Here is a 12,988-nt window from a genome sequence, read left to right as displayed (position 1 = left end):
GGACAATACGGAGTGGGTGATGACGCCAGGCCTTCAGCGTCTGGGGATGGCCGGGTCATGACGCGGCCTCCTGCAATGCCTGGCTGAGGGCGCGAAAGGCAATACCGCGTTCATCGCCCAGCATGAAGGTATGCACGCCGCGTTCGCGCCACTCGGCCTTGGCACCGGCGTGACGCAGGAAGGCGGCGTATGGGATGCCGTGCTCGGCGGCGCTACGCTGTACCCTGGCCAGGGCATCGGTCACCTCGGAATGAGCGGTCTGCCAGGTGACACCCAGAGATTGCGACAGGTCGGCGGCGCCCTCGAGGATCAGGTCTACCCCAGGGACCGCACACAGCGCGTCGATGCGCTCCACGCCGGTGCGACTCTCGATCATCGCCACCACCAGAATCTCGTCGTTGGCCTTGTGCACGTATTCGGCCAGGGAGTGCTTGCCGAAGGAACCTGGCCTTCCGGCGTTCAGGCTGCGGGTGCCCTGGGGGGCATAGCGGCACGCCTGGGCCGCCATTCCCAGGCGCTCGGGATCTTCGACACTGGGCAACACGATGCCCTGGGCGCCGCCATCCAGCAGCCGCAGCAGAGTCTTGGGATCGTCATCGGCGACCCGCACCAGCGGCGTCAGCGCGTAGCTTTCTGCGGTGCGAATCATGTGCTCGATGGTTTCCGGGTTGATCAGCACGTGTTCGCAGTCGATCACCACGAAGTCAAAGCCAGCCTCGGCGATCAGCTCGATCGACGCCGCCGTAGGCAGCGACGCCAGCACGCCATACACCTCGCGCCCTTGCGCCAGGGCGAGCTTGAGTTGATTGGTTCTCAGCATGGCACCGGCTCCCCGCCCTGGTGCTGGCGCGGCGTTGCACCGCCCGGTGCGTGCTGGGCCAGGGGGTTGGGCACGCGCTTGACCTGGGGAATGTCATCGCCAAACAGCCGCCGGCGGGTAAGCGCTTCCACTTCCCATTCGGGGACGAAGACGTCGAAGCTGCGGTAGCGCTCGGCATGCTCCGGGTGGGCTTCTTGGTAGGCCACGATGACGTCGGCGACCATCGCCCAGAAGGTCTTCTCCTCCAGGCCAAAGTGACGCTTCAAGAAGATCGCCATCTCGGCCAGGGCAATGAAAAAGAAGGCGTCACAGGAGTAATCCCGCACCGCATCCAGGTCATCGGTGACGATGAAGGAGTTGCGGTTGCGAGCGGCATGAGCCGCGGGCAGTGGCTCCAGCCTGGGGGCCAGCTCCGGGCGGGCCAGGGCGGCCTCGCTGTAGCGCACGCCATCGTGGAAGTCCTTGAGCGCGATTCTCACCGGCCAGCCATCGCGGTGAATCACCACGATGTTCTGGCCGTGGGACTCAAGCCCGACGCCCTCGGCAAACAGCAGGTGAATGATCGGCAAGGTCGCCACCATCACCAGCTGACGCGTCCAGGCGTCGCGGCCGTGGCGCTCAATCCAGTCGGCGATGAACGGTGCATCGGGTTCGCCGTCGGGCTGGCGAGTGAACTGACTGAGCCCATTGAAGGGCACCGCCTGCTCTCCGGGCGCCAGGAACTCGTCGATGTGCTCTCGCCACAGCGCGCCTACCTGGCCATACACCTGGTCATGGCGCAGCCCGGGGAAGGCGCGCTCGTCCAGGGCAACGCCCGCCACCTCACCGAGGATGACCATGCCCGATGCCTTGGCCGTCGGATGGCTGTCCACCAGGGTCTTGAGCCAGGCGGTGATGATGGGCCCATTGGTGATGGTGTGACGGGCCAGGATGCGGGTGCTGGACGTATTGGTGATACCCAGCGCCAGCTTGAGGTAGGGGCGCGGCGCATCGCGCTCGGCGTTCCCCACCGGAGACAAGGTGCGGATCGACTGCTGGGGCCGGTAGCTCAGCTGACCTTCCCCCAGCAGAGCGATCTCGCCGCGGGCAAGTTCCGGGTACAGCGCCGCGACCAGCACGTTGTCCCACTGCCAGGGATGGACCGGCATCAGTACCACCTGATCGCGCGTCAAATCCTGCTGCTGCAGCCACCCAGACAGCGCCGACTCGACCTCGGCGCCCGCCTCGGCCTCGACCATGGCCGCTACCCGGTAGCCGCAGGAAGCCCCTTGATGGGCCAGCCGCCGGGGTACGCCAAGCCACAGCACGCGCAGGTCCTGGCCGAACTCCGGGCCATAGCGGCGGTTGTCATCGAGGCTGAACCCCAGGCGTGACTTGTAGCTGGGGTGATAGCTGTGGGCATCGGTGAAGGCCTGCTCCAGGGCATCGGCATCCAGCTGGCGCGGATCAACACCGTTACCCGGGCTTGCGACGGTGGACGACTGCAGGTCCTTGATCAGGGTTTCGGTCAGCTCACGAATAAAGCCCGCACCGAGTTTTCCATCGCCACCAAGGGCATGGTCGAGGTCATCCAGCACCTCGAACAGGGTCGGCGATACATCGCCATCTGCGGCTTCCTTCACCAGGCTCGAATGATCCAGGCGCACCAGCGCAAAGCTGTGGCAGCGAAACCCTTCGACCCGGTAGCGACCCGGTCCCACCTTCAACCGGAACAGCGATCTGTCGGCGGCATCGGGGGACGCCGACGAAGCCTCCAGGCGGGTTTCGCTGATGGGTTCAAGCACGTCTTCGTACAGCAATGTCTGCAGCAGCTGGCCAATGACGCGGCGTTCGATGCGTTGGCGATGCTGCCAGTCGGCAGCCACGGCAAAGGGCCGCGTGGCGGCTGCCGCGGAGGTAAGTAATGTCATGGGATTCCTCGACGTCAATAGATAGCCACGCGGCCGGGCGCGCTGATAAAGCACTGCTCGGGCCTTGGATGACACAGAAAGTCGGCGTGGGAGATGTTGTAGCCATAGGCCCCGGCCAGGGGCAGCACCAGCAGATCCCCTGGCGCCGGGTCGTTGAGCCAGGCGGCGCGTGTCAGTACATCCTTGGGCGTGCACAGCTGGCCGACCACGCTCCAGCGTTTTGTGGCAGCGGGCTTGGCGTCCGCCTGCGCGCCAGAGCGGCCCTCGGCCGGTGATCGGCACAGCGCAACCACCGGGTGGTCATGGCCCTGGGCGGCGGGAAGGCGAAATTGGTGGGTGCCGCCACGGCAGATCACGAAGTTCTCGCCGTGGCTCGACTTGGTGTCGATCACTTCCATGACGTAATAGCCGCAGAAGGCTGAGACGAAGCGTCCGATCTCGAAGCGCAGGCGTGGCGCATCGTCCATGTGCTCAAGGCGCTGTCCCAGATGAGCGCACAGCGCCGGCCAGTCGAACTGCTCGCCCGGGGCAGATGGCGCCTGGTAGTCAACGCCGATGCCGCCCCCCACATTGAGCTGGGTGACCGACGCCGGATGTTCGGCCAGTGCTCGCCAACGCGGCCAGCGATCCAGATAGCTATCGAGCAGTGTCTTGTGCTTGTGCACGCTGCGCTGGTGGGACATGGCGTGCACGTGAAAGCCTACCAGCCTGAGGTGGGACGCTGCCTCCACCGCCGCGACCGCCGCGCCGAGTTCCGCCTCGTCGATGCCGAACGGTGTGGCGGTGCCCGCCATACGCAAGCGACTGGACAGCGACTCGGGCAGACTCGGATTGATACGCAGCAGCACGCACTGCGGCTCACCCCGCGCTGCCGCCAGGCGCTCAAGACGCGCAATTTCACCGAGACTCTCCACATGGAAGGCCTCGATACCCTCGTCCATGGCGCGCTGCATCTCGCTATCCAGCTTGCCGGGGCCAGACAGCACCCAGGGCAACGCCAGGGTCGCCTGGCGCATCCGCGCTATCTCACCGCCGGAGGACAGCTCGAAACCATCCACCAGCGGCGCCAGGGTCTTGAGCATCGGGGCCTCGCTGTTGGCCTTGATGGCATAGAACAGCTCGACGCCCTTGGGCAACGCCGACATCATCCAGCGCGCCCGCTCTGTCAGTGCCTCCAGGTCGTAGAAGAAGGCCGCGACCGGGTCCTGGGCGTCTGCCTGATGGGCCAATATGGCCTGGCGTACCGCCTCGGGGATGGCGTGATCGGAACCAGCGGCTGCAGCAGCAGAACGCTCCGCCACCGCTCGCGTGTCAGCGGCATCGCCCCTCGGCACAGCGTCAGCCAACGGGCGGTTCAGGGTGACATCAACCATGGGCCACCTCCCGGCGCGGGCTCGACACCGCACGCCAGGGGCTCGGCAGGCGTACGTATTCTGCATGCCGATCCGCCTGGGCCATCAGCCTGAGCTTGAGGTTGGTCTTGCATGGCAGCGCGTCACCGGCAAGCAGCGCATCAAGCTCAGGGGTAGCCCTCCCGGGAGATGCCTGTGACATCTCGCTCAAGCGGTCCCTTACTCGCGCCAGCTCGTCGGCGGTGGCGTCCCACAGGTCATCGGCAAGGGCAGGACGCTGCCAGCTCAATGCCAGGATGGCCTCCGCCAGATGATTCAGCAGCAGGCAGTAGGCGATGCGATTCCAGCCTTTCTCGCGGCTGTAGACCATCGACTGGCGGACGCGGGGATCCAGCGTCTCGCCGGCCAGCCAGTCCACGCCCAGGTCAGCGGTCAACTTGGTGCCTTCGAAGTCGCGCAGCAGCATCCGCTGCGGGCGTCCTTGCTGATGCACCAGCACACAATTCTGCAGATGGGGCTCGACCACGATGCCGTGCCGGAAGTACAGCGCGAGCACCGGCTCCACCAGGGTCTTCAAGTAGGCACGGAACCAGTCGAGTCGCTGTTCGTCGCTGCTGTCCGCGGGGCCGACGCCATAGCTGCGCCCGACCAGGTCGAGCACCATCGGCGTCAGTTGGGTATCCCGCGCAAACACCGTGGCGGACAACAGGCAGCGCTCGGCACCAAAGCGACGGCAGAAGTTGTCGCGCAGGATGATGCCGGTCTGTTCACAGAACCAGCGGCGCACCTCGGGATCCTGGCCATCGGCGTCATCGTCGCTCGGCGTCCAATGCAGCGTGGCGGGCTCGCGGGCGACCTCAAGTCGCTTAAGCGCGGGATCCCCCGCCTCGACCAGTTGCGCCATGATGCGGTCGATGACCAGCGTGCTGGCCAGTTCGTACCAGGCGTTCTTGCGCACGCAGTTGGTGATGCGCACGTTCAACGAACCCTTGATGAACCAGGGGTGATCCTCCAGGTACCAGGTGCGCATGGACGCCGTGGGCACCGCCTCGAAGCCGCTGGCGCCAAGATCGCGAATCCGCCCGTCGGCCAGATAGGGGGCGACCTGGGGCGAGCGGCGGAACAGCTCGGCCTGGATCGGGTGCATGGCCAGTACCACGCGGTCGTCGGCGCTGTCGGCTGCCTGATCCGCGGCCTGCTGCAGCAGCTCCTGCGGCGACGGGCCATTGCTGTTGATGCGCAGGCCCTCTGCCGGGAACGAGAACTGGTGCAAACGTGTTGCGATACCCGACTCCGGCGAACAGGCAACGCCGGCATCGGGAAGATCCTCAGGCCATTGCCGCGCCTTGGGGGTCGGGTGGTTGGGATGTCCGAACCATAGCCCCTGTTCGCTGGACGCATAGTCGCCAAGGGGGTGCCGCTCAGGACGCTCGCTGCGACGATCAGATTGGTCGGCGCGTGACAGGATATCTTCCATCACGCGCTGACTCAGCAGAACCTGGTCGCGGAATTCCGGATTGGGGAAGGCGTCACGCCAGGGCCCGTCCTCCAGCAATGCCGCTACCAGCTCAGCCGTCTGCGCCGGGCGCCAGCGCGGGTCCGTAGGACGCCGCAGGTACAGCTCCGATACATAGGCATGAACGCCCAACGCCGAATGCCGGTCGACCAGCACAAACAAGCTCAGCGTCGGTGACCACGCAATCTGCAGCGGCCATCCTTTATCGGTGTGGGGCAGGCCCTGCCGATGGGCAGGCCAGTGGTGGCTCAGCAAGTCCTGGGGAATACCCACTTCCTTGATGATGCCGTTGAGCAGGGCATGCTGCGAGGCATGCCGAGCAATCTCGCCAGGGGTGCGAGTCTGTAAGGGGAATTGCATATGCAACCTCCGCAAGGATTCCATCCTTTGTTGCCCTCTCTGGCTACGGCGCACGACCGCAGGCCTGAGAAAGTCGCGCTTTCCTGGCTAGTCACTAGGCGAAGGGGTGTTGTTGTTGCGTTGTTGTGATGGTGTTGCTGTAGCGGTTGTTATGACGATTGATCGGAAGATGGTCGTGATGACCGTGGTGAAGGTGTGCTGTGCTGCGTCAGCGAGCGATTGGCCAGGGCCGCTCAAGTGGCCCGCCGCCGTCTTGACGGCGGGCCTTGATCAAGCGCTCCTGAACGTTCGCGCCTAGAACTCCACGCTATAGCCCAGGGTCAGGGTGCGACCACGGCCAGCAAAGTAGCGGTCGTCGTTGACCAGCGCACTCTGGGAGTAGTAGGTGATGTAGTCCTCGTCGAGCAGGTTGGAAACGCCGACGTTGATCTTGCCGGTCGGCAGGCGATAGCCCACCGCGGCATCGACCAGCAGGTAGCCATCGAACTCACGCTCTTCTTCATCGTAGGACTCGTCGAAGGCGTAGTTGGCCTGCAGGAAGGTGGACAGCTTGTCGGTCCAGTTGGCGGACCAGCTGCCGACCAGACGGTCCGGCGACACATCCAGGCCGGACAGCTCGGCGTCGAGATCACCATCGTTGTCGCTGTCGTACAGCCCCGTCATATGGGAGTAGGCCAGGCGACCGGAGTGGCGCTCGGTAAAGGCATAGTCCACCGAGGCCTCGATGCCGGTGATCTGGGTTTCCTGACGGTTCATGATGAAGACACCGTCCTGCTCGGTCAGACGACTGCCGAAGTCGGACGTCGACTCGTAGTAGCTCAACTCAGCCGCCAGCCGATCGTTCTCGTAGCGCACACCGGTCTCGATGTTTTCAGTGACGATGGGGCGCAGGTTGTCGATGCTGTCGACCGATTGTCCCGGCGTATCGATCCCTCGCAGCGCTCGTCCCACATCGGGAATGGAGAAGCCTTCTGAGTAGTTGGTGAACAGGCTTACACCCTGTACCGGCTTCCATACGGCGCCCACGTTGTAGAGCGTTTCATCGAAGTCGGGGTTGCCGCCTTCCACGTCCACACCGTTGTTGGCCCATACCGTCTGGTAGTCATCGATATCCAGCTCAGCGTACTCGTAGCGCACGCCGGCGGACAGCAGCAGGGAATCGACAGGGGCGAACTCAGCCTGGAAGAACGGTGACAGGTCGGTGTAGTCGGTGGGCGGCACGTAGGTGCGGCCGCTGCCGTACAGGTACTGCTCGGTCTCGTCGAACAGGGTATCGAAGCCACCGGTCAGCTTCAGTCGGTCATCCCACAGATCGTCCTTGGTCAGCGAGACCTTGGTACCGAACTTCTCGGTCTTGGCAGAGCTCTGGTCGTAGTAGGTGCCCACCGGCGCCAGCGACGGGTCCTGGAAGGTGCCGGAATCGGTGGCACCGAACAGTGCCTCGTAATCCTGATAGTACGCCTGGGCGCTCAGCTGCATGCCAGCCAGGTCGTAGTTGTCATAGCTCAGGCCCGTCGTCCACACCTCGTTGTAGGGCGCATCGCCCTCGGGCGTGCCACGCTCGGAGGTGGTCGGGATGCCCGCATCGCGGTCGCCGGTCACGCTGACGTAGTCGTTATGGCCTTCGATGTCGTAGTGGTTCAGGGTGAACTGCACGCGCTGGTTGTCGTCGATCCAGTAGGCCAGCTTGCCCAGCAGGTCATAGCTGCGCGAATCCATCAGATCGCCCTGGGTGTTATCGACCCCGACAGGATCGCCCTTGCCATCCAGATAGAGCCCCTGGTCCTCATAGCTGAGGCCAAACACGTAGTCCACGGCACCCTCATTGCCGCTGAAGCCGTAGTCGGTCTTGTAGCTCAGAGTGTCGCCGTCCAGTTCACTGGTAGGCGTGGTCAGCTGCGCGCTGAAGTGCTGGTTGAAGCTACCCGGCTCCGGTCGCTTGGTGATGATGTTGATCACCCCGCCAGCAGCCCCCACACCGTTGGTCGCGTTGGCCCCTTGAATGACCTCGATCTGCTCGACCTGGGAAAAGTCGATGGTGTGCGATTCACGGCCGGTGGGACGCAGCGGGTTCGACTGGGGAATACCGTCGATCAGAAACAGCGGCGTGCGGCCCCTCAGGGTCTCGCCACTGCCGGTCATTTTCTGGCGGTTGGGGGAGTAGGACGGCAGCAGGTTGCTCAGGATCTGCGACGAGTCCGTGGTCACATCGAGCTGCTGAGCGATCTCTTCCTCGGTGATGATGCGCACCGTCTGGGGCGAGTCTTCCTTGGTGGTATTGGTCCGCGAGGCGGTCACCACCATGGTCGGCCCTTGATCTGCACGGGCTGCATCGGAGGAAGACGAGGAAGCGCTGGTCTGCGCCGCGGCGTGCTGAGCAATGGCGAGGCTCAGTAGTGAGACGGTGGGCCATAGAGCATGACGATTCATGTCGTGCGTTATTCCTTGTGGAGCTATCGTTCGAATGATCTGCGCAGCGACTGATTCAGGCCTGTCGCCCCCTTCGCCCGTGGCGGAGGCGGTGACTCCAGCGCGAGAGACGACATCGGCCGACATGACGGTCAAGCCTTCCCTGTTCCCAATGGGTCTCCGCAAGCGGAGGTCCTGCTGCACGCCTCTCATCTGATATCGTGCTGCGTCGTTGTTACTACCGCATCTCTAAATGAGAACGATTATCCTAATTAATCAAATTTGCGCTGTCCATGATGTTCGAACGAACCGTTCGTCATAACCTCACAAGATTTTGTGCTTAAACGACTAGTCAAAAGCGCACGAACAGTGCTGCAAGCTGTTTCGCCAGATTGAAAATGAGAATGTTTTGTCATACCGTCGACAGCCATTTCGCCCTCAGCAGAGACGCGCCCCATGTCGTCGTCCCCCTCTTTTCCGCCAAAGCCTTCGCGCCCGGCCCCTCGCCAGGCAGCGTTACATCGACTTCAGGGGACAGCCCTGACAGTGGGATACGAAGACCGGGTGGTGCTGGATGGCGTCGACATCACCATCGCACCGGGCAAGTTGACGGTACTGCTTGGGCCCAACGGCAGTGGCAAGTCGACGCTGCTCAAGACATTGGCGAGAACGCTTAGCCCGCAGTCGGGACAAGTGCTGCTGGATGGCCAGGCGATCCACCATCAGTCGACCCGTGAGGTGGCCAAACGGCTGGGGTTGCTGCCCCAGGGACCGACCGCCCCGGAAGGCCTCAGCGTGCGCCAACTGGTGGCCATGGGGCGCTTCCCGCACCAGCGACTATGGCAGCGCGACGCTCGTCGTGACGCCGAGGTCATCGCCGAAGCCATGGCCTACACCCACGTGACCGAGTTCGCCGATCGTCACGTGGACGCCCTCTCCGGAGGTCAGCGCCAGCGCTGCTGGATCGCCATGGTCCTGGCCCAGCAGACCGATTTGATCTTGCTCGATGAGCCCACGACGTTTCTCGACCTCAAGGTTCAGGTCGATCTGCTCGAGCTGTTGACCGGCCTTGCCCACGACCAGGGTCGCACCCTGCTGCTGGTGCTCCACGACTTGAACCTGGCGGCCGCCTACGCCGACGAACTGGTAATGTTGCGGGACGGCCGCATCATCACCAGCGGCACGCCGGCTGACGTGTTTACCCGTGCCAACCTCAAGCAGGTCTTCGACCTGGACGCCCAGGTGATTCACGACCCGGCCAGCGGCAGGCCGCTGTGCGTGCCGCTCAAGCGACGCTCGGACAGGGCCGGCAGCCCACTGCTGGAAGACCGCGACCAAGCCGCCGCCTGCACGCGGCCGGTGCCCCACGCACCGTGAAATCCCGCCTCGTGAAAACCAGTATCGTGACAGCAATTCCCGTGCCGATATGAACAGCGCCAGCCACACCACCATCAATACCGCCGTGATCAACAAGACCTTCTGCACCGACCTCAGCCGCCAGCTGGACGATCCCTTGCCCGGTAGCGGCGCCCACGCCGAGCGCAACCTGCTGATCAGCTGGCCCCGGGCCAAATGGCAGCGCAACCTGCGCCACGCCAGCGACATGCCACAGCGCCTGAAAGACAGCCTGGATGGGTTGGCCGCAAGCGGTCGCCGGGTCAACCTGATTCACCGGCGCGACCAGCCAGACGGCCTCCACGAGGTCATGCTGATGCCAGAGCGCCAGCGCCTGCGTCTGGATCTCGATGCCCTGCTGGCGTTCGCCGAGGCGCTGGCCTCGGGTTCCGACCTGTCCGCCTGGCCATCGCTCCCCCAACGCGACGATGTGGTGCTGTGCTGTACCCATGGCAAGAAGGACAAGTGCTGCGCACGCTATGGCTTTCGCAGTTACAAGGCCCTGGCGCACGCGGTCGAGCAGCAGCGCTTGCCGTTTGACGTGTGGGAAAGCAGCCACCTGGGTGGCTGCCGCTTCGCCGCCAGCATCATCGTGCTGTCTCCGGTGCGCAAGTACGGCCGTATCGATCCCGAGCACGCGCTACCCATGCTGCAGGCCGAAGCCCAGGGCAGGCGCTATCTACCCGGCTACCGTGGCGCGTCCGCGCTGACACCGGTACAGCAGTGTGCCGAGGTCGCCCTGCTCGGCTGGCTCGATGAGCACGACGCCACCAGCGCCGCCGGTGGCGTGCAGCTGACACTGGTCGAGGACGTGGCTGGCGCCGACGCTGGAACCACCGCCGATGCCGATAGCGCCAGCATTCACTGGCACTGGAAATCGACTGACCATGAAGGCGTCGTCCATGAGGGCCATGCGCAAGTGCTATGTCGCTCGATGACCCTTGATCGCGTGGACATGTGCTCGGATCTGGCAGAAGGGCCGAGCGCAAGCCAGGTGTGGCGAGCCATCAAGGTGATGCCAGCTAGGGCTTTTACGAAAAGTGCCTGCGCTCGGTGATACGGCGTTAAAAATCGCCTCAAAATGCTCATTTACACCACGTAAACTGCGCTTTCTCACCGATTTTTGCCTTGTCTAACCTTCGCTCGTCGACGTTTCGGACAAAGCCTAACGAGAATCACTGCCCTTGATAACAATTCGCATTTAATCTACTGTAGTCGCCGTTGGTCTTTCGACCTCAAGCCTCCGGCCTGCAGGACGCCCCATGACATCAGCGCTTTCCCGTCTGTATTGCGGTCCCCTGGAACACCTCACGGTGCCTACTGTGGCAGCGACCTTGCCCGACGACGCCATGCCAGCAGAGACACTGCTCGAGCCTGGCGTGCTGGACGAGCTGATCGAGCGCTACACCACGCAGTTCAAGGGAGAGGATCTCAAGGCCGTTGCCTCACTGTGGTCGAAATGGCACTTCAGCCAGCTTGCCGCCCACACGCTGGCGTCCAACCTGCTGCTGGAGCGGGACCTGCCGGTGGCACTGGACGAAATGGGGATCTATCTCAACAAATCAGGCTGCACCCACGGTATTGCCTTACGCCATGAGGGCACCCCGCTGCCATCACTGGATGCTTTCGAGCGCTTCGAGCGCTTGCTGCAAGGCCATATTGCCCCTCTGATCGACATGCTGGGTTGCGTTTCCGGCGCCTCGCCCAAGGTGTTCTGGAGCAACTTCGGCGGCTACTTCGACTACTTTGCCCGTGGGGCTCACACACACCCCATGGGCTCACCCGACGCCGCCGAGCAAGCGCTGCGGCTGCTCGATCACCGGGTGTATCCCGATGGCCGGCGCAACCCTCTGTTCATGCCGGTTCGCTACCTCCAGGACGATCACGGCGAGACGCAGCGCATTCGCCGCGTATGCTGTCTACGCTACCGCCTGGATGATCTGGCCTACTGCGGCACCTGCCCGCTGGATGACAATGCCCTGGCAGCCCGAGCCGCGGCCAAGCGCCAGAACCAGAACCAGAGCCAGAACCAGAACCAGAACCAGCGCCAGTCTGGCGACACCTCCAGCGTGGTGCAGTCCTTCCCTGCGGCCAAGGACGATGGCGAGCGCCAAGCGCGTCGGCCCTCCTTGCGCAACACCGCGTCTCGCGTTGCCGCCGGCTGACCATGCCCCCAGCCCGATCCCGCCCTCTCGTCGGCGCGCCTGCCGAAGGCATCCAGCCACGCCTCATTCGCGCCGGTGACTTTCTGGGCTTTGCGCAACGCCACGGCATCGACTATCGCTTCGCCGGCATGCGCTCGCCCCAGGTGGCCCGCGACCTGGCCGTGCTCAGGGGGCGTGTGATCGAGGAGCAGGTACGCCCTGGCTGGCATCTGACGTTTTCCGACGTCGAGGTGCTGACGCCGTATGACTCCTGCTCCACCATGGCCTCCCCCCTGTTCGTCTGCGTCGTCCTGGAGGGCGCCATTCAGGTAGATCAGGGCGGGCGTCGCCAGCGCCTCTCCGCCGGCAGCGCACTCAGCGCCAGGCTCGCCGACCAGGTGGCCCTGCGTGTGCACCAGGACGCCGGCCAGCGCCTGCGCACGCTGAACCTGTCCCTCGATGAAGCGGCCATCCACGCGCTTAGCCAACGTCCTGAGATCACCGAACTACTCGACTCGCCGCGCCCTCACCTGCATGTCTGGCCCCTGCCCGGCTATCTGGCACCGATGCTTGAGCAGGCGGTCACGCCGCAACCCTCGCCAGGACAGCGCCAGCTGCTGCTGGAGGCGATCGGACTGCAGCTGCTGGCCCATGGCCTGCGTCATCCCGGAGCGCATCAAAGCGGTCTGCAGCTGGCAGAACGCCAGCGCCTGGAGCGGGTACGTCAAACCCTGCACGATGCCCCTGCTCACCCTTACAGCCTCGAGCAACTCGCCGAGCTCGCCTCCATGAGCCAATCCGGTCTACGCGCAAAGTTCCAGCGCCTGTTCGGTGTCTCGGTCTTCGACTACCTGCGCGAACGCCGCCTGATGCTGGCCTATGAGCTGCTGTCTCGCGGCGCCAGCGTACAGCAGGCCGCCTTCGACAGCGGCTACGGCCATGCCTCCAACTTTTCCACCGCCTTCCGCCGTCGCTTCGGGGTATCCCCCCGGGATATCGGCTAGGCGGTGGCTCACGCATAGCCGTAGCACTCCCACCAGCTTGGCACGGCAATCGTTCAACAGCCTGTCACCGCGCATAAG

At 64.2% G+C, this 12,988-nt stretch carries 9 protein-coding genes; 4 read left to right on the top strand and 5 right to left on the bottom strand.

Annotated features, from left to right (window positions below):
- Window positions 1–55: 55 nt before the first annotated feature.
- The 5 genes from KUV86_RS03510 to KUV86_RS03490 form a co-directional block, all read right to left on the bottom strand.
- A complete protein-coding gene (locus KUV86_RS03510; RefSeq protein WP_222483564.1) occupies window positions 56–820 on the bottom strand; it encodes an HpcH/HpaI aldolase family protein in 765 nt (254 codons plus the stop codon).
- Window positions 814–2,730, bottom strand: a complete 1,917-nt coding sequence (locus KUV86_RS03505) for an IucA/IucC family protein (RefSeq protein WP_222483563.1) — start codon at window positions 2,728–2,730, stop codon at window positions 814–816. Before KUV86_RS03505 ends, KUV86_RS03510 begins: the two co-directional genes overlap by 7 nt.
- A gap of 14 nt (window positions 2,731–2,744) precedes the next feature.
- Window positions 2,745–4,103 (bottom strand): type III PLP-dependent enzyme, encoded by a 1,359-nt coding sequence (locus KUV86_RS03500; RefSeq protein WP_222483562.1) that lies wholly within the window; start codon window positions 4,101–4,103, stop codon window positions 2,745–2,747.
- The gene (locus KUV86_RS03495; RefSeq protein WP_222483561.1) at window positions 4,096–5,958 is read right to left on the bottom strand and encodes an IucA/IucC family protein; all 1,863 of its coding nucleotides are present in this window, start codon (window positions 5,956–5,958) and stop codon (window positions 4,096–4,098) included. The genes KUV86_RS03500 and KUV86_RS03495 overlap by 8 nt, the downstream gene beginning before the upstream one ends.
- A gap of 294 nt (window positions 5,959–6,252) precedes the next feature.
- On the bottom strand, window positions 6,253–8,388 hold the full coding sequence (locus KUV86_RS03490) for a TonB-dependent receptor (RefSeq protein WP_206939570.1): 2,136 nt from the start codon (window positions 8,386–8,388) through the stop codon (window positions 6,253–6,255).
- A 525-nt stretch (window positions 8,389–8,913) separates the two neighbouring features.
- On the opposite strand from KUV86_RS03490, the gene KUV86_RS03485 reads away from it, so the two are divergent.
- The 4 genes from KUV86_RS03485 (at window position 8,914) to KUV86_RS03470 (ending at window position 12,910) form a co-directional block, all read left to right on the top strand.
- Window positions 8,914–9,744, top strand: a complete 831-nt coding sequence (locus KUV86_RS03485; RefSeq protein ID WP_224908118.1) for an ABC transporter ATP-binding protein — start codon at window positions 8,914–8,916, stop codon at window positions 9,742–9,744.
- Between the two features lie 49 nt (window positions 9,745–9,793).
- Window positions 9,794–10,819, top strand: coding sequence for a sucrase ferredoxin (locus KUV86_RS03480; RefSeq protein WP_242520691.1), 1,026 nt, complete (start codon window positions 9,794–9,796; stop codon window positions 10,817–10,819).
- Window positions 10,820–11,024: 205 nt separating this feature from the next.
- Window positions 11,025–11,927, top strand: a complete 903-nt coding sequence (gene fhuF, locus KUV86_RS03475) for a siderophore-iron reductase FhuF (RefSeq protein ID WP_222483559.1) — start codon at window positions 11,025–11,027, stop codon at window positions 11,925–11,927.
- A gap of 2 nt (window positions 11,928–11,929) precedes the next feature.
- Window positions 11,930–12,910, top strand: coding sequence for a helix-turn-helix transcriptional regulator (locus KUV86_RS03470; protein ID WP_206939576.1), 981 nt, complete (start codon window positions 11,930–11,932; stop codon window positions 12,908–12,910).
- Window positions 12,911–12,988 lie beyond the last annotated feature (78 nt).

Source organism: Halomonas sp. DP8Y7-3, from assembly GCF_019801675.1.
In the GTDB taxonomy this organism is placed as follows: domain Bacteria; phylum Pseudomonadota; class Gammaproteobacteria; order Pseudomonadales; family Halomonadaceae; genus Halomonas; species Halomonas litopenaei_A.
This window is presented reverse-complemented; position numbering and strand designations above follow the sequence as displayed.

Coding starts and splice junctions, on each gene's coding strand:
- KUV86_RS03500 (WP_222483562.1), bottom strand. CDS start 4,103: ATGGTTGATGTCACCCTGAACCGCCCGTTGGCTGACGCTGTGCCGAGG.
- KUV86_RS03495 (WP_222483561.1), bottom strand. CDS start 5,958: ATGCAATTCCCCTTACAGACTCGCACCCCTGGCGAGATTGCTCGGCAT.
- KUV86_RS03490 (WP_206939570.1), bottom strand. CDS start 8,388: ATGAATCGTCATGCTCTATGGCCCACCGTCTCACTACTGAGCCTCGCC.
- KUV86_RS03510 (WP_222483564.1), bottom strand. CDS start 820: ATGCTGAGAACCAATCAACTCAAGCTCGCCCTGGCGCAAGGGCGCGAG.
- KUV86_RS03470 (WP_206939576.1), top strand. CDS start 11,930: ATGCCCCCAGCCCGATCCCGCCCTCTCGTCGGCGCGCCTGCCGAAGGC.
- KUV86_RS03480 (WP_242520691.1), top strand. CDS start 9,794: ATGAACAGCGCCAGCCACACCACCATCAATACCGCCGTGATCAACAAG.
- fhuF (WP_222483559.1), top strand. CDS start 11,025: ATGACATCAGCGCTTTCCCGTCTGTATTGCGGTCCCCTGGAACACCTC.
- KUV86_RS03505 (WP_222483563.1), bottom strand. CDS start 2,730: ATGACATTACTTACCTCCGCGGCAGCCGCCACGCGGCCCTTTGCCGTG.